This window comes from Streptomyces sp. NPDC048424 (genome assembly GCF_040651555.1).
Lineage (GTDB): Bacteria > Actinomycetota > Actinomycetes > Streptomycetales > Streptomycetaceae > Streptomyces.
Genome location: NZ_JBEZKE010000008.1, coordinates 200,318 through 215,343, shown reverse-complemented (window position 1 = coordinate 215,343; position 15,026 = coordinate 200,318). Strand labels below are relative to the sequence as shown.

Genomic DNA, 15,026 nt, shown 5'->3' with positions numbered 1-15,026 from the left:
ACGGGCGGGGCGGCGGGCTCAGCCATGCGCTGCCGCGCCGTGCTCGTCGATCAGTGCCGCCAGCCGGTCGAGCCCGTCCTCGATCCGGTCGGGGTCCAAGGAGCTGCACGACAGCCGCAGTTGCCGCCCGGCCCGCTCCTGCTCGCTGAAGTGGCGCATCGGGGTGAAGAGCACCCCGTGCCGGACGGCGGCCTCCTCGACCAGGGCGTCGGTCACCGGGAACGGCACGTCGAGCACGACGAAGAACCCGCCCGCGGGGGCGATCCACCGGACCCCGGACATCCGGGCGAACCGCCGGTGCAGCCCCTGGAGCAGACAGCGCAGGTTGCGCCGGTAGACGTCGATCTGGCGGCGGTTGGCCTCCAGCAGGCTGCCGCCGTGCTCCAGCAGCATGCCGCCGACCAGCGCCTGCGTCACCGGCGGGGTGTTGACGGTCAGCATGCTCTTGGCCCGGGCCAGTTCGTCGGCCAGCAGTGCCGGGCCGCCCGCCCCCGTGACCCGCTGGTCCGCGACGGCGAAGCCCACTCGGGCGCCGGGGAAGCAGGTCTTGGACAGCGAGCCCAGGTAGACGACCCGCTGCCCGGTGTCGAGGGCCTTCAGCGTCGGCGGCCGGGAGTCGTCGTCCGCCACCCGGAAGTACCCGTACGGGTTGTCCTCCAGCAGCAGCACGTCCTCCTGCTCCGCGACCTCCAGCAGCTCCCGGCGCGTCCCCGTGTCCAGGGAGTGGCCGCTCGGGTTGGAGAAGTCCGGCACCAGGTACAGCGCCCGGGGCCGCTCCCCGGCCGCGCGGACCTCGCGGATCCGCTCGCGCACCTGCTCCGGACGCACCCCGCGGGGGCCCTCGGGCACCGACCGCACCGGGAGGTCCAGCAGCCGGGCCGCGCCCGTCAGTCCGACGTACGTCGGGTCCAGGGCCAGCACCACGTCCCGCGGGCCGGCCTTCAGGGCGCGCAGCACGAGCCACAGCGCCTCCTGCGCGCCCACCGTGACCAGGACGGCCTCCGGGTCGCAGACGATGCCCTCGTCCCGTTCGAGGTGACGGGCGATCAGCTCGTGCACGACGCCCTTGGTGCGGCCGTACTGGAACAGCTCCCGCCGCACCCCGGCCGCGTCGTAGCCCTTGTCCGCGGTGAGGTGGCGGATGTACGCGTCGAGGTAGCGGTGCAGGTCGGACGGGTCGAAGAAGTCCTCCGTCGGCCGCCCGGGGGCGAAGGAGACCGCCTCGGGGAACCGTCCCGCGATCTCGTTGAGGAAGGTCATGGACAGCAGCGCGGGGTCCGCGAGGGACGCGTGCAGATCGGCCCGGTCCAGGGCCACGGTCGTGAGGGTCACCGGCCCGCCCCCAGCGTCGTCAGCCAGGGCGCGTCGGCGGGGGTGCCACAGCCCGACAGCTCCAGGGCGGAGCGCAGTTCGGCCGCCAGCAGCCCCAGCACCCGGGACACGCCCTCCGCGCCGTCCGCGGCCAGCCCCCAGAGGACGGGGCGGCCCAGCAGCACCCCGTCCGCGCCGAGCGCCAGGGCCTTCAGGACGTCGGTCCCGCCGCGGATCCCGCTGTCCAGCAGCAGCCGGCAGGACGGCGGGACCGCCTCCCGGACCGCGGGCAGCATGTCCGCGCTGGCGACCGCGCCGTCGAGCTGGCGGCCGCCGTGGTTGGAGACGACGACGGCGTCCGCACCGACCGCGCTCGCGGTCGCGGCGTCACCCGGATCGAGGATCCCCTTGACGATCAGCGGCAGTCCCGTCTGCTCCCGCAGCCGGGCCAGGTCGTCCCAGCCCAGGGCGCGGGCGAAGGACTCGGCGGTGTGCTCCGCCACCGCGCACGTCCCGGCCCGGCGCTCGGCGGCCCGGCGGGTCGTGGCCGGGTCGAGGTGAGCGGCCGTCACGCCCGCCGGCAGGGCGAAGCCGTTGCGCAGGTCGCGCAGGCGCCGGCCCATCGAGGGGACGTCGACCGTGACCATCACCGCGGTGCAGCCCGCGTCCTCGGCGCGCCGCACCAGCTCGGCGGTGAGCCCCGGGTCCCGCTGGCAGTACACCTGGAACCAGGTGACCCCGCCCAGCGCCGTGACCTCCTCCACCGGCACGCTGCTCAGCGTGCTCAGGGTGAACGGCACCCCGGCGGCCGCCGCCGCGCGGGCCGTGGCCAGCTCGCCCTCGGGGTGGAGCAGCCGCTGGTAGGCCATGGGCGCGACCGCCACGGGCAGGGCCGCCCGGCCGCCCGGGAGTTCGGCCGAGGTGTCGCGGGCCCCGGGACCCGACAGGACGCGGGGGACGAGGCGGATCCGGTCCAGGGCGGCCCGGTTGGCGGCCAGGGTCAGCTCCTCGCCGCTGCCGCCCGCGATGAAGTCCCAGACCTCCGGGGGCAGGGCCCGGCGGGCGGGACCGGCGAAGTCCTCCAGCCGGACCGGGACCGGGGCGGTGTCGTGACCGGCGCTCACCGCAGGACCTCTCCGGCGCCCAGCCGCTCGGCCTCGACGGCCTCGTACAGGGCCTTGATGTTGCCGTTGCCGAAGGTGCGGGCGCCGAACCGCTCGATCACCTCGTGGAAGAGGGTGCGGCGCGGGTGGGTGGAGCGGGTGAAGATCTGGAAGAGCTGCCCGTCGTGGTCCTCGTCGACCAGGACGCTGATGCGCTGGAGCTCCTGCGTGGAGTGCCGGGCCAGGTCGAGCCGGTCCGCGAGCATCGTGTAGTAGGTGTCGGGGACGCTCAGGAACTCCACGCCGCGCTCGCGCAGCGCCCCGACCGCCCGGACGACGTCCCGGGAGGCGAAGGCGATGTGCTGGACGCCCGCGCCGCCGTGCTCGGCGAGGAACCGGTCGATCTGCCCCGGCTCGCGGGAGGTGTCGGGCTCGATCAGGGTCAGGGTGACCCCGCCGGAGGCGCTCTGCACCACCTTGGAGTCCATGGCCTGCCCGCCGACCCGGATGAGCTCCTGGAAGATCATGCGGAAGCCGAGGACGCGGGTGTAGAACTCCACGGTCCGGGCGAGTTGTCCGGCGGGCAGGCAGACCGCGAAGTGGTCCAGCTCCTCCAGGAGTTCGCCGTCCGCGTCCGGTGCGGCGGCGTCCGGCAGCGGGGTGAAGCCCGGGGGCAGACCGGCCGGGTCCGGCTCGACGAGGGTGTGCACGACGTCGCCGAACCCGGCGACCACGGCCCGGGTGCGGCCGTCGGGGTCGCGGCGCGGCACGGCCAGGGGGACCGCGCCGCGGGAGACCGCCTCGTCGAAGACGGCGGCCACGTCGGGCACGCTCAGCGCGATGTCGGCGACGCCGTCGCCATGGGCCAGGACGTAGGCGGCGCCCGGGTGGTGCGGCGAACGGGCCTGGGTGAGGACGAGGGAGATCCGGCCCTGGCGCAGGAGCAGGGACTCCGCGTCGGCGGACGCGGCGCGGGCGACCGCACGGAAACCGAAGCGGCCGGTCATCTCGGCCGCCGCCGACGCGAGGTCGGCGACGTAGGACTCGACGTGGCTGATGCCGAAGGCGGGGGAGAAGGTCATGGAGCTGCCGTTCGTCATGGGGCCGCCGTCCCTCGCGGGGCGGCGGACACGGAGAGCACGGGGGTGGGGGCCGCGGCGGCCCCGGTCGTCAGGGAGGTGATCCGGGCGGGCAGGCCCCGCCACACCTCCGGGGTGTAGAAGTGGCCGCCGGGCAGGACGTCGTGGCGGAACGGGCCGTCGGTCAGCGCCGCCCAGCGCGGACCCGCGTCCGCGCCGATGACCGGGTCCGCGTCCCCGGAGAACACCTGGAGCGGGACGCCGGTCCGGGCGCCGGGGGTGTGGGCGAAGGTGTCCCGGGCGGCCAGGTCGGCCCGCATCAGCTCCACGGCCATCTCGGTCAGCTCGGGCTCTTCGAGGACGTGCTCGGGCAGCAGGCCGTGGGTGCTCATCCAGCCGAGCAGCTCGTCGTCGCGCTGTCCCCGGTCCAGGAACCGGTCCCGGTCGGTGACCCCGCGGTCCGGGGCGTTGCAGGCGGAGACGACCAGGGCGCGCGGCGCGGGCGCGCCCGCCGCGGCGAGCCGTACGGTGACGTCGAAGGCCATCCAGCCGCCCATGCTGTGCCCGAACAGGACGTACGGGCCCTGTCCGGCCACCGCCGCGACCCCGGCGGCGGCGTCCGTCGCGAGCTCGTCCCAGGTACGGGCGAACTCCTCGGCGAACCGCCCCTCGCGCCCCGGATAGCAGACGGCCACCAGGCCGGCGCCGTCCGGCAGTGCCGGGATCCAGTCGTGGAAGGTGGCGGTGCCCCCGCCGCAGAAGGCGAGGCAGACCAGAGTGGGCGCGCCCTCCCCGGTCTCCTTCAGGCGCACCGCGGTGGTGTCGAGGACGCTCACGAGGCCTCCCCGGCGGCCAGGGCGTGCACCGACTGCGCGTGCCGGGCCAGGTCCGCGAGGACCGGGAAGCGGTAGACGTCCTTGGTCCGCAGTGCGATCCCGGCGTTCTTCTTCAGCCGGGACACCACGCGCAGCGCCAGCAGCGAATGGCCGCCGAGCGCGAAGAAGTTCGCGTCCGCGTCGACGCCGTCCCGGCCGAGGACCTCGGCCCACACGGTCGCGATCAGTACTTCCAGCGGGCCCTCGGGGGCGCGCCCGGAGGACTCCGGCCCGGCTGCGGGGGCCGTCGGCAGCGGCGGCAGCGCCTCGGTGTCCACCTTGCCGTTCGGCGTCAGCGGGAGCGCGTCGAGCGTGACGAAGACGGACGGGACGAAGTACGCGGGCAGCGCGGCCCCGCAGTGCCGGCGCAGCTCCGCGTCGCTCACCCGGGCCCCGGGAGCCAGGACGCAGTACGCCGCGAGGAGGGTGTCGCCGTCCGGCCCGGTCCGGGTCACGGCGACGGCCGCCTCCACCGCCGCGTGGTCGCGCAGCCGGTCCTCCAGCTCGCCCGGCTCCACCCGGAAGCCGCGGACCTTGAGCTGCCGGTCGGTGCGGCGCAGGAACTCCAGACCGGAGCCGGCCCGCCAGCGCACCAGGTCGCCCGTGCGGTACATCCGGCTGCCGTCGGTGGCGAAGGGGTCCGCGACGAACCGCGAGGCGGTCAGCCCGGGCCGGCCGACGTAGCCGACGGCCACGCCCGGACCGGCCAGGTACAGCTCGCCCGTGGCGGCCGGCCGCAGCCCCTCGTCGAGGACCTGGGCGCGGACCCCGACCAGCGGCTCGCCCAGGCGCGGGGCGGCCCCGGTGATCCGGGTCGCGGTGGCGTCGACGGTGCACTCGGTCGGGCCGTACAGGTTCCAGGCCTCCACGGCCGGGTCCTCGGCCAGCGCCCGCCACATCGGTACCGGCACCGGCTCGCCGCCCAGCAGCAGTCGCAGCGGACGCCCGGGCCGCAGCCGCGGACCGGTCAGCCGCCAGTGCGAGGGGGTGCAGTCGAGGTCGGTCACGCCGTACGCGTCGAGCAGCGCGTCCAGCCGGGCCGGGTCCGTGCGGTCCTCGTCGTCCAGGACGACCAGGGTGTCGCCGCGGCACACGCGGACCCACTGCTGCACGGACGCGTCGAAGGACAGGCTGGCGTTCCAGGCGACCACGCGGTGGCCGGACGGGTAGACGCCCCGCTCTTCCAGGCCCGCGACGAGGGCGGCAACGCCGGCGTGAGTGACCTCCACACCCTTGGGCGGTCCGCTGGAGCCCGAGGTGTGGATGACGTAGGCCGTGGTGGCCGGGTGCCCGGCACGGCCGGACGGCTCCGCGTCGGCCTGCGCGGCAGGCGCCGCCGTGTCCGGGAGCGCCGTGTCCGGGGCGGCCGTGTCCGGGTCCAGGACCGGCAGGCCCTCGGCCCACTCGGCCGCGTCCCCCGCCCGCCCGACCACCGCACGCAGCCCGGCGTCGGCCGCGATGTGCGCGAGCCGCTCCCCGGGGTACGCCGGGTCCAGCGGGACGTAGGCCGCACCGGCCCGCCACACCGCCAGCGGGGCCACGGCCCAGCCCGTGCCGCGGGGCAGGCTCACGCCGACCCGGTCGCCCGGGCGGACGCCGAGCGCGCGCAGCGCCGCCGCCAGCCGGGCCGTGCGCCCGGCCAGCTCCTCGAAGGTCAGGGCGCCGTCCGCGGCGTGCACCGCGGCCCGGCCGGGGAAGGTCCGGGCGGTCTCCAGGAACCGCTCCACCAGGTTCGTCGGCTCAGCCACGGGACACCGCCGCCACGGTTCCGGCGCGCGGGGCGACGGTCGGGGCGCAGTCCGCCACCGCGACCGGGTCGCCCATGGCGACGACGATCCGCCGGTCGCCGCGGAAGGGGTCGCGGCCGTGCGCGGTCAGGACGTTGTCGACGATCAGCAGGTCCCCCGGCTGCCAGGCGCGGCGCACGGTGGCCCGCTCGTAGGCGGCGTTGACGGCCGCCAGGTCCGCCTCCGTCAGCGGGACGCCGTCACCGAGACCCGTGTCGAAGGGCAGCCCCCCGGGGCCGAGTTCGTCCAGCAGGACCTCGCGCAGCTCCTCGTCCAGCGAGAAGCGGTTCCAGAACGCCATGTGGTTGAACCAGACTTCGTCGCCGGTCCGCGGATGGCGGACGATGCCCGGCCGCACCTGGCTGGTGCGCAGCGTGCCCTCTTCGTCCCAGGCGCAGGCGATGGCGTTCTCGGCGCAGTACGCCTCCACCTCCTCGCGGGTGGTGGCCCCGAAGGCGGACTGCCAGGCGACCGAGAGGGTCTGCGAGTAGGTGCGGGTCAGGACCCAGCCGGAGGCGCGCATCCGCTCGACCAGAGCGGCGGGGAGCGAGCGCAGCACCTCGCGGCAGTCGGTGACAGGGGTCGCGCCGCCCTCCTCGGGGGCGGTCAGGCAGCCGAAGAGCAGCAGGCCGGGGAAGGTCAGCGTGTAGCTGTTCTCGTTGTGCGGGCGGATCGCCTGCGCGGCGGGCAGGTCGGTGGAGGAGAAGACGCCGGAGCCGAAGTCGCTGCGGGGGGTGGCCTTCTCGCGGTACGGGGTGGCCCGGCGGACCAGCTCGTCGCGGACGACGGCGAAGTCGTCGACGCTGCGGACCGGCAGCCCGCTCACGTACACGGCGCCGAACCGGTCGAGTCCGGCGCGCAGTTCGGCGTGGTGCTCGGCGATCCAGTCCCGCGCGGCGGCCGCGTCGGCCAGCTCGGGGGCGCGGACGGTGGCCGGGGCGCCGGGCTCGGTGAGCCAGTCGAGGACGCCCGCGAAGGGGACACCCGCGAAGGGGACGCCTGCGAACGGGGCGGCCTCGGCGGCGGTGGCCTCGGCAGTGGTGGCCGGTGCGGGGGTGGTCGGGTGCGGGCTCATGCGGCACCGCCCGCGGTCGGCGCCTGCGCGGAGTGACGGAGCTCCAGGGTGCAGCACTTGACGCTGCCGCCGCCCTTGAACAGTTCGGACAGGTCGACGCCGATCGGCGTGAATCCGCGCTCGGCCAGCCGGTCCGCGAGCCCGCGGGCGGCCTCGGCGAGCAGGACGTTCCGCCCGTCGGAGAGCGCGTTCAGCCCGAAGACCTCGGCGTCCTCCTCCGTGGCCAGCAGCGCGTCCGGGTACAGCGCGCGCAGCACGGCCTGCGACTCGGCCGAGAAGGCACCGGGGAAGTACATGATCTCGTCGTCGTCGAGCACGGCGAGGGCGGTGTCCAGGTGGTAGAAGCGCGGGTCGACCAGGGTCAGGCCCACCACCGGGGCGCCGAGCACCCGTTCGGCCTCGGCGTGCGAGGCCGGGTCGGTACGGAAGCCGGTGCCCGCCAGGATCCGGGACCCGGCGACCAGGTAGTCGCCCTCGCCCTCGTTGACGTGCTCCGGGGCGACCACCTCGGCGTAGCCGTTGGCCTCGAACCAGGCCTGGTAGGCGGGGGCTTCGGCGGCGCGCTCGGGGTGGCGGAAACGGGCCATCAGGACGCGGTCGCCGAGCACGGTGGCACCGTTGGCCGAGTAGACCATGTCGGGCAGCCCCGGAACCGGGTCGATCAGGTCGACCGTGTGCCCGAGCTCCTGGTAGAGGGCGTACAGCCGCTCCCACTGCAGGACGGCCAGGTCGGTGTCGGTCGGCTTGGCCGGGTCCATCCAGGGGTTGATGCGGTAGTCGACGGTGAAGTGGGACGGGCGGCACATCAGGTAGTGCCGGGGACGGGCGGTGCGCTGGACGGTCATCGGCTCAGACCTCCCCGAGGGCGGCGACCAGACTGGCCGGGCGCAGGTCGGTCCAGGTCTTCTCGATGTGGTCCAGGCAGTCCTGGCGACCGGCCGGGCCGTGGGTGGCCGTCCAGCCGGCGGGCACCTCGATCGAGGCGGGCCACAGGGAGTGCTGGTTCTCCTGGTTGACGAGGACGAAGTAGGTGGCTTCGTCGTCCTCGAAGGGGTTGGTCACGGGTGCTCCTGTCACGTCGTGGTGGTGGGGATCGCGCCGGGTCGCGCGAGGCTGGTGGATCCGGTGGCGAGGTGCCAGCCGTGGAAGGGGGAGGGAGGGGCGAGCACGCGGCGGCAGATGGCCAGTGCGGCCTCCGCGGCGGTCGTGCCGGGCGTGGCCACGGTGAAGAGTCCGAGGTCCACGCCGTGCGGACCGTTCCGCACGCTGATGTGCTCCAGCCGCTCCTCCGGGCGGGCCGCGCCCCAGAGCAGGCGGAGCAGGCGGCCGTCGTCCGCGGGACCGGGGCCGGGCCCGGTCCCGGGCGGGATGAGGGAGACGAGGGTCAGCTCCACGCGCCCGGGTCAGTCCCAGATGAGGCCGTACGTGACCGCGCCCGGGGCGGCCGGGAGGGGCGCCGAGGCCGCCCGGACGGCGGCGGCCCCGGCCGTGTCCGCACCGGACGGCCCGCCGGCGGTGAGCGCGATCGCGGCGCAGGCGACGGCCGCGGCGACGGCCACGGCAGCGGTGCGGACCGGACGGACTGCGGTGTGGACGCGAGAAGTCATGGAGGTGCCCTCATCGGGAGTGGGGAAGGGGTGCCGAGCGGCACACCTCCATCCTGGCCAAGGTGTTGACCTGGGGGAACGGGTTCAGGGGTGGCGGAAGCGGCCAGGACGCTTTGTGACAGCCGCCCCCGGCCGGGCCCCCGCCGACGGCCGACCGGAGCCCCGTCGACGCGCGTAGAGATCGCGTCTATGTCACGTAGATCTCCGGCAGGCAGGCTGCTCGCAGATCGACGGGGGCGACCGCATGCCAAGAGGGGAACCGATGTCCGTGACGCTCGACCTGGAGGAGCTCGACCAGACGGTGTACGAGGAGGTGCTCGCCCGGCCCGAACTGGGCCTGGTCGAACTTGCCGCCCGGCTCGGGGTGGAGCCCGACCGGGTCCGCGACTGCCTCGACCGGCTCTTCGCGCTGCGCCTGGTCCAGGCGTCCTTCGAGACGCCCGGCCGCTTCACCGTCGTCGACCCGGTCCTCGGGATGCAGCGGCTCTTGGACCAGCAGCACGAGGAACTGGTGCGTCGGCACCGCCAGGCCGCGGGTCACCAGCAGGCCCTGGTCCGCATCCTCGCGGGCGCCGGCTCCGGCGGCCGCCCGGCCGAGGGCGTCGAGCGGCTGGCCGGACTCGACGCCGTGCAGCGGCGGTTGGAGCGCCTGGCGCTGGAGGCCCGGACCGAGGTGCTGACCTTCATGCCGGGCGGTCCCCAGTCCGCGGCCGCGCTGGAGGCCGCCGAACGCAACGACGCCCTCGTGCTCGGCCGCGGCGTAGCCATCCGCACCATCGGGCTGGACCTCGTACGGGAGGATGCGGGCACCCTGCGTTACAGCCGGGCGCTGCTCGCGGGCGGCGGGGCCTTCCGTACGGTCGCCGCGCTGCCCACCCGGATGGTGCTGGTCGACCGGACGCACGCCCTCGTCCCCATCGACCCGGCGAACAGCCGCCAGGGCGCGCTGTTCCTCTCCGCGCCCGGCATGATCGCCCCGCTGGTCGCGCTCTTCGAGCGGGAGTGGGGCGCGGCCGTACCGCTGGGCGCGGACCCGTCGGAGGCCGTGTACGTACCCACTGAGCAGGAGCGCTCCCTGCTGGGCCTGCTGGCCGAGGGCCACACCGACGAATCCGCCGCCGGACAGCTGCACATCTCGGCCCGCACCGCCCGGCGGATCATGGCCTCGCTGATCGAACGGCTGGGCGCCCGCAGCCGGTTCGAGGCGGGGCTGCGCGCGGCCCGCCTCGGATGGGTGTGACCCGGACGCCAACCCTCCGCTCCGCCGCGCGGGCCCGGCCGGGCCGCCGCGACCCATACCGACGGCATGGTCATGTGAACCGCTTAGGATGACGCTCCGTACAACGGCGGTCCAGGACAACTGGGGACCAACCGCCGTGTGGAGCTGTGCGCGCGCACAGGGGGAACTCTTGAAATTCTTCGTGCTCGGATCCGTGGGCGTGTCCCACGGGGGACCGGTGCTGAACGGTGGACCGCCGCAGCAGCAGGCTACCCTCGCCGTCCTGGTGCTCCGCGCGGGCCATGTCGTGCCGCTGCACGAACTGACCGCCGCGGTCTGGGGGGAGTCCGCCCCGGGCTCCGCGGTGATGATCCTGCGGACCTACGTCTGGCGGCTGCGGAAGCTGCTGGAGGGCGGGGAGTCCGGGAAGACCGGGGCCCAGATCCTGGAGTCCGCGAACGACGGCTACCGGCTCGCGGTGCCGCCGGGCTCGGTCGACGCCGTACGGGCCGAGGAGCTGGCGGCGAAGGCCGCCCGCGCCCACGCGGCCGGGGAGTTGGAGGTCTGCGCCGAAGCCCTGGCCGAGGCCGGGTCCCTGTGGCGGGGCGAGCCACTGGCCGGGGTGCCGGGTCCGTTCGCCGAGAGCCAGCGCTCGCGCTTGGCGGAGCTGCGGCTGCACCTGCTGGAGGAGCGCCTCGGGGTGGACCTGCTGCTCGGGCGGCACGAGCGGGCTGTTCCCGAGCTCACCGCCCTCATCCGCGAGGAGCCGCTGCGGGAGCGCCCGTACGGGCTCCTGATGCGCGCGCTGTACGCCGCGGGGCGGCAGGGCGACGCCCTCGCCGTCTTCGGCCGGGCCCGCGAGGTGCTGGCCGACGAACTCGGCCTGGACCCGGGCCCGGACCTCCGCTCCCTGCACGCCCGCATCCTGTCGGGCGACCCGGCCCTCCTCCCCGCCCCCGCATCCCCGGCCCCCGGCCGCGAGGGCGAGCCGCCCGCACGCCTCCCGGCCGCGCCCTCCGGCGCCGCGCCGACGGCACCCGCGGGAGAGCACGGTCTCGCCCCGGGCGGCGCACCGGCTTCCGGGGGCGCGCCCGCGGGACCCGAGGGGTTCGCGGCGGCGTCCGCCGGGGCTGCCGGGGCACCGGCCGGGTTCACGGGGGCGCCCGCCGCCGGGCCGGCGGGGGCGTACGGCATCGTTCCGGCCGGGGTGCCGGGGACCGCTGTGGCGGGGCCGCACGGGCCCGGGACCGCGGCAGCCACCGGGGTCGCCACGGTTCCCGAGGCCTTCGGGGCTCCACGGGTCGGGGACCCGGGAGCCGACCGTGCCGGGATGCAGGACGCGGCCCGGGCCGCCGTGTCCGGGGCTGCCGCAGCGCCTGACCTCGCGCAGGGGCAGGGCCCGGCCGCGACCGGGTACGTCCGGCCCGCCCAGCTCCCGGCCGACATCACCGACTTCAGCGGGCGCGCCGCCGAACTCGCCGCCCTCACCGGCGTCCTCAGCGACCCGGCCCGCACCGCCCTGGCCGTCGCCGCCGTGAGCGGGATGGGCGGCATCGGCAAGAGCGCCCTGGCCCTGCGGGTCGCGCACCACGTCAAGGACGCCCACCCCGACGGCCAGCTCTACGCCGACCTCCGCGGCACCGGCAGCGACCCCGCCGACCCCGGCACCGTCCTGGCCAGCCTGCTCGGCGCCCTCGGCGTGCCCCGCCGTGAGGTGCCGCCCTCCACGGAGGACCGCGCCCGGCTCTTCCGCACCGTCCTGGACGGCCGCCGGCTGCTCCTGCTGCTCGACGACGCCCGGGACATCGCCCAGGTCAAACCGCTGCTCCCGGGCGCCGCGGGCTGCGCCGTGGTCGTCACCAGCCGGGCCCGCCTGGGCGGGCTGCTGTCGGGACGCCACGTCCAGCTCGCGGAGTTCACCCCGGCGGAGGCGCTCGGGCTGCTGCGCCAGATCGTCGGCGCCGACCGGGTGGACCGGGAGGAGGAGGCCGCGGCCGCGCTGGTCGAGGCCTGCGCCCGGCTGCCGCTGGCGGTCCGCATCGTCGCCGCCCGCCTCGCCGCCCGGCCCGGCTGGACCGTCGCACACCTGGTGGCTCGCCTCGCCGACGAGCGGCGCCGGCTGACCGAACTGCGCGCCGACGACCTGGCCGTCGCCGCCGTCTTCGAGTTGGGCCACCGCCAGCTGACCGGGCCCCAGGCGAGCGTGTTCCGCCGGCTCGCCCCCGTCTCCCGGCCCGGCATCGGGCTCGCCGCGGCGGCCGCCGCCCTGGACCTGGCCGAGCCGGCGGCCGAGGAACTGCTCGAAGCCCTGGTGGACGCCGCCCTGCTCGAATCACCGGAGCCGGGCCGCTACCGCCACCACGAGCTGGGACGGGACTTCGCGCTCAACCTGCCCGCCCCGGCCGGTGAGTCCGGCCCGCCGGTGCAGCACCGCCTCCTGCACCACCTGCTGGGCATGGCGGCCGAGGCCTTCCAGTGGATGATCCCCGGGGACCCGGTGCACCGCTCGATCGTCGCGGCGGCCGCCGAACCGGGGGAGGGACGGCTCGCGGACCTGACCGAGGCCCGCGACTGGGTCGTCGCGGAGTTCGACTGCGCGCTGCACGCCGTCCAGAACGTGGTGCGGCGGCCCGACGCCGCGGACACGGAGCAGCTGACGATGGCCGCCGACCTGCTGGTCGCGCTCAGCTCGTTCGGGCAGGACATCCCGTACGCGCGGATCACCGCGACCGCCGCCGAACTGGCCCGGGCCGCGACGCTGCGCGGCAACGACCGCGCGGCCGGGCGCGCCCACTTCCTCACCGGGAACGCGGCGCTCCAGGCCACCGATCTGAGCCGGGCCCGCGCCGCCTCCGAGCTGGCCGTGCGGGCCTGCCGCCGGGCGGGCGACCGGGCGATCCTGCAGCAGGCGTACAACGACCTCGGGGTGATCGCCCAGTTCGAGCACCGCTTCGGCGAGGCGGCCGAGTGCTTCGACGAGGCGCTCGTCCTGGCGCGGGAGCAGGGCCACCGCTCGGGCGCCCTGACGATCACCCTCAACGCCGCCCTGGCCCGCGTCCGCGGGGGCCGTGCGGCCGAGGCGCTCCCCGGGTGCGAGGAGGCCCTGGAGGCGCTGCGGGAGATGGCCGACCACCACGGGGTCGCCCACGCCCTGTGCGTGCGCGGGCAGGCCCTGCACGAGCTCGGCCGGCTGGAGGAGGCGCTGGCCGCGTACGAGGAGTGCCTCGACCTGTGCGACGCGGTCCGGATCCCGGGCCAGCGCGCGCAGGCCGACTACCGCTGCGCCCGGACGCTGAGCGACCTCCGCCGCCCCCGGGAGGCGCTGGAGGCCTCCGCCCGGGCCGTGGCCCATCTGCGCACGGTGCCGGGCCGGGGCCGGGACCGCGGCTACGCCTTGCTGATCCACGCCGGGGTCTGCCTGGCGGCGGGCCGGCGCGAGGAGGGTCTGAGGCACGCGGCCGAGGCGCTGGAGGTGTTCGAGCGGGCGGGCCTCCCGGAGGCCGAGGAGGCCCGCACCCTGCTGGAGACGCGCGTGCCGGTCAGGCCCGGCTGTTGAACTCGTTGTGGTCGTGGCGCGGGCGGGGCCCGGTGGCGTCGTCGGCCGAGACGCTCGTGCCGCGGTCCGCCGTGAGGACGGGGGCGCCGGCGGTGGCACCGACGGCGAGCAGCGCGACGAGCGCGGCGGGGACGACGAAGGCCAGACGGCGCGTGACGGACGTGCGGATGTGCGGCACGGTGGATCCTGTCTGTTGGTCCAGGTGCCGTGTGCGGCCCCTGGCTGGCTTGCGGGCGGTTCTGCCGAGGACACTCGCAGCCGTCCATCTACGTTTCATATACGCCGGCGGCCGCCTCCTGCAGCCGCAGGCGGCGGGCCGACTCGAGGGCGGTCGCGACGAAGGGGCGGAGGGCGGGGGAGTTGTACGACTTCAACCAGACGGGAGCCCGGTCCAGGCGTGGTATGCCGGTGAGCGGGACGTAGGCGATGCCGGGACGGGTGTAGAACCGGGTGACCTGCTCGCCGACGATGACGGCGCCGGTTCCTGAAGCGACCACTTGCAGGGCTTCCATGAACGTCTCTATCTCGGGGCCCGGGGCGATCGGCCTGCCTTGTGGCGTGCGGTCGGGCCAAAGCTCGGAGAGCCATGCCCCGGGAGGCGTGCCGGCGACGCGTACGAGCGCGACGTCGGCGAGGTCCTCCATGGTCACGCTTTCACGGCGGGCCAGGGCGTGGTTCGCGGGAACTGCCAGCATCCGCGCCTCGGAGAAGAGCACGGGCCCGACGACGATGTCGGGTTCGCTGATCGGCAGGGCGAGGATGAGGACGTCGACCTCTCCCTCGCGAAGTCGCGCCAGGGCGTTGAAGAGCTGGACCTCGCGGATGCGGACGCGCCAGCCCGGCTCGCGTTCGGGGAACATGTCGCCCGCCTGGTGGGCGATCTGGCCGGCGGCGGCACCCATGAAGCCGACCCGCAACGTGTCGACGGTCGCCCGGGTGCTGCTGACGGCGCGGGCGAAGGCGGCCTGGATCTCTTCGTACGCGGGCCGGACTTCGTCGTAGAGCCGCTGGCCGAGCGGAGTCAGGCGCACGCTGCGGTTGGTCCGCTCGAACAACGGCGCCCCGACCCTGCGTTCGAGTTTCTTGATGAGCTGACTGACCCTGCCGGTGGTCACGTGCAGGCGTTCCGCAGTACGTCCGAAGTGCAGCTCCACGGCCAGCCCGAGGAACGCTTCCATTTCCAGGCGTTCGAGCACCCGGGCACCACCCCTTTGTTCGGCCCGTGCGTTGAACCTGGCTAAACACGGGTTCCAATATTGGGTGTTGTTCGGACGATCTCCAAAACGAGAGGCTGTGGGTCGGCCCGGCCGGCGATCGATCGCCCGGCCAGGATGCCGCGACCACCCGCTTCTCATCCGAACCGAGGAGATCTCCCTTGGGCAAGTTCGTCACCCTGCCCTGCCCGTCACGCGAA

Annotated in this window: 14 protein-coding genes; 2 read left to right on the top strand and 12 right to left on the bottom strand. The window is 75.5% G+C overall.

The window, feature by feature from the left end; all coding sequences use genetic code 11:
• Positions 1-18 precede the first annotated feature (18 nt).
• From AB0D29_RS14605 to AB0D29_RS14560, 10 genes are read right to left on the bottom strand one after another with little or no spacing between them, the layout of a single operon-like run.
• Positions 19-1,332: a PLP-dependent aminotransferase family protein gene (locus AB0D29_RS14605; RefSeq protein ID WP_362854293.1), complete on the bottom strand. Its 1,314-nt coding sequence runs from the start codon at positions 1,330-1,332 to the stop codon at positions 19-21.
• Entirely contained in the window at positions 1,329-2,396 is a 1,068-nt protein-coding gene (locus tag AB0D29_RS14600) for an alpha-hydroxy acid oxidase (RefSeq protein ID WP_362854412.1), read from the bottom strand. Before AB0D29_RS14600 ends, AB0D29_RS14605 begins: the two co-directional genes overlap by 4 nt.
• A 35-nt stretch (positions 2,397-2,431) precedes the next feature.
• A complete protein-coding gene (gene hppD, locus AB0D29_RS14595) occupies positions 2,432-3,514 on the bottom strand; it encodes a 4-hydroxyphenylpyruvate dioxygenase (RefSeq protein ID WP_362854291.1) in 1,083 nt (360 codons plus the stop codon).
• The gene (locus AB0D29_RS14590) at positions 3,511-4,329 is read right to left on the bottom strand and encodes an alpha/beta fold hydrolase (RefSeq protein WP_362854290.1); all 819 of its coding nucleotides are present in this window, start codon (positions 4,327-4,329) and stop codon (positions 3,511-3,513) included. The genes hppD and AB0D29_RS14590 overlap by 4 nt, the downstream gene beginning before the upstream one ends.
• Positions 4,326-6,116 (bottom strand): non-ribosomal peptide synthetase, encoded by a 1,791-nt coding sequence (locus AB0D29_RS14585; protein WP_362854289.1) that lies wholly within the window; start codon positions 6,114-6,116, stop codon positions 4,326-4,328. Before AB0D29_RS14585 ends, AB0D29_RS14590 begins: the two co-directional genes overlap by 4 nt.
• Positions 6,109-7,230 (bottom strand): TauD/TfdA family dioxygenase, encoded by a 1,122-nt coding sequence (locus AB0D29_RS14580; protein WP_362854287.1) that lies wholly within the window; start codon positions 7,228-7,230, stop codon positions 6,109-6,111. Before AB0D29_RS14580 ends, AB0D29_RS14585 begins: the two co-directional genes overlap by 8 nt.
• Positions 7,227-8,075, bottom strand: coding sequence for a dimethylargininase (gene ddaH, locus AB0D29_RS14575; RefSeq protein ID WP_362854286.1), 849 nt, complete (start codon positions 8,073-8,075; stop codon positions 7,227-7,229). Before ddaH ends, AB0D29_RS14580 begins: the two co-directional genes overlap by 4 nt.
• A gap of 4 nt (positions 8,076-8,079) precedes the next feature.
• Positions 8,080-8,292, bottom strand: a complete 213-nt coding sequence (locus AB0D29_RS14570) for an MbtH family protein (RefSeq protein ID WP_362854284.1) — start codon at positions 8,290-8,292, stop codon at positions 8,080-8,082.
• An 11-nt stretch (positions 8,293-8,303) separates the two neighbouring features.
• Positions 8,304-8,624 (bottom strand): hypothetical protein, encoded by a 321-nt coding sequence (locus AB0D29_RS14565; protein ID WP_362854282.1) that lies wholly within the window; start codon positions 8,622-8,624, stop codon positions 8,304-8,306.
• A gap of 9 nt (positions 8,625-8,633) precedes the next feature.
• Positions 8,634-8,837: a hypothetical protein gene (locus AB0D29_RS14560; protein WP_362854281.1), complete on the bottom strand. Its 204-nt coding sequence runs from the start codon at positions 8,835-8,837 to the stop codon at positions 8,634-8,636.
• A gap of 262 nt (positions 8,838-9,099) precedes the next feature.
• Here AB0D29_RS14560 and AB0D29_RS14555 point away from each other — a divergent pair, with 262 nt between their 5' ends.
• Both AB0D29_RS14555 and AB0D29_RS14550 read left to right on the top strand, forming a co-directional pair.
• Entirely contained in the window at positions 9,100-10,077 is a 978-nt protein-coding gene (locus tag AB0D29_RS14555; protein ID WP_362854279.1) for a helix-turn-helix transcriptional regulator, read from the top strand.
• 169 nt (positions 10,078-10,246) lie between these two features.
• Positions 10,247-13,612: a BTAD domain-containing putative transcriptional regulator gene (locus AB0D29_RS14550; protein ID WP_362854277.1), complete on the top strand. Its 3,366-nt coding sequence runs from the start codon at positions 10,247-10,249 to the stop codon at positions 13,610-13,612.
• Here the strand turns inward: AB0D29_RS14550 and AB0D29_RS14545 are convergent.
• Together AB0D29_RS14545 and AB0D29_RS14540 are read right to left on the bottom strand one after the other, a co-directional pair.
• On the bottom strand, positions 13,596-13,790 hold the full coding sequence (locus tag AB0D29_RS14545; protein WP_362854275.1) for a hypothetical protein: 195 nt from the start codon (positions 13,788-13,790) through the stop codon (positions 13,596-13,598). The genes AB0D29_RS14550 and AB0D29_RS14545 overlap by 17 nt on opposite strands.
• Positions 13,791-13,878: 88 nt before the next feature.
• Entirely contained in the window at positions 13,879-14,808 is a 930-nt protein-coding gene (locus AB0D29_RS14540; protein WP_362854273.1) for a LysR family transcriptional regulator, read from the bottom strand.
• Positions 14,809-15,026: the final 218 nt, after the last annotated feature.

Excerpts from the sequence above, each read along its gene's own strand:
- hppD (WP_362854291.1), bottom strand. The coding sequence starts at position 3,514 with ATGACGAACGGCAGCTCCATGACCTTCTCCCCCGCCTTCGGCATCAGC.
- AB0D29_RS14580 (WP_362854287.1), bottom strand. The coding sequence starts at position 7,230 with ATGAGCCCGCACCCGACCACCCCCGCACCGGCCACCACTGCCGAGGCC.
- ddaH (WP_362854286.1), bottom strand. The coding sequence starts at position 8,075 with ATGACCGTCCAGCGCACCGCCCGTCCCCGGCACTACCTGATGTGCCGC.
- AB0D29_RS14560 (WP_362854281.1), bottom strand. The coding sequence starts at position 8,837 with ATGACTTCTCGCGTCCACACCGCAGTCCGTCCGGTCCGCACCGCTGCC.
- AB0D29_RS14555 (WP_362854279.1), top strand. The coding sequence starts at position 9,100 with ATGTCCGTGACGCTCGACCTGGAGGAGCTCGACCAGACGGTGTACGAG.